Source organism: Oleiphilus sp. HI0132 (genome assembly GCF_001635845.1).
This window is the reverse complement of record NZ_LWGJ01000161.1, coordinates 1-852: the sequence shown is the minus strand read 5'-3', so window position 1 is coordinate 852 and position 852 is coordinate 1. Positions and strand designations below refer to the sequence as shown.

The window sequence follows — 852 nt, the reverse complement described above, 5'->3', positions numbered from 1 at the left end:
AGTTTTTCTTGCAAATGGCACCGATTACAATGCCGGTTCTGTTTTTTGGCTTGCTTACTTGTATTCTGTTAGAGAAAACCAAAAAATTTGACTACGGGGCTAAGATTCCAGGCTCGGTTCGGAAGATTCTAGAAAACTTTGATCAGGAAGAGAAGGCTAAAATGACCCCGGAATTTAAAGCTAAGTTGATTGCTCAAGGTGCAGTGGCAGTACTGTTATGCGTATCACTAGCTTTGCATTTGGCTGCGGTAGGGCTAATTGGTTTAACAGTCATTATTCTTGCAACTGTCTTTACTGGGATCAATGAAGAGCATCAAATTGGTAAAGCGTTTGAAGAGGCATTACCGTTTACAGCTTTACTCGTTGTCTTTTTCACGATTGTCGGTGTAATTCATGAGCTGCACTTATTTTCGGGTGTGATTAACTATGTTCTGTCGCTTGATGAAAGTGCCCAGCCTGGCATGTTCTTCATTGCGAATGGAGTACTGTCGATGATTAGTGATAATGTCTTTGTTGCGACTGTTTATATCGATGAAGTGAAGAGTGCCTTTGATGCCGGTTCTATTAGTCGCGAGCATTTTGAAAAGCTTGCCATAGCGATTAATACCGGAACAAACCTACCTAGTGTTGCAACGCCAAATGGTCAGGCGGCCTTCTTGTTCTTGTTGACCTCTGCGATAGCGCCATTGGTGCGTTTATCATATGGCAAGATGGTGGTTATGGCCTTGCCATATACTGTGGTATTAGGTGTTGTTGGCTATCTAGGTGTTTATCTCACACTCTAGGCTATGAATGCTTGATATAGCCCGGCCTGTCCGGGCTTAATTATGGATGCTTTAAATGCCGGGCTGC

1 pseudogene is annotated in these 852 nt (G+C 43.2%); it reads left to right on the top strand.

From position 1 onward, the window contains the following. Positions 1-785, top strand: a pseudogene (nhaB, locus tag A3766_RS02070) (sodium/proton antiporter); the annotation flags it as partial. Positions 786-852: the final 67 nt, after the last annotated feature.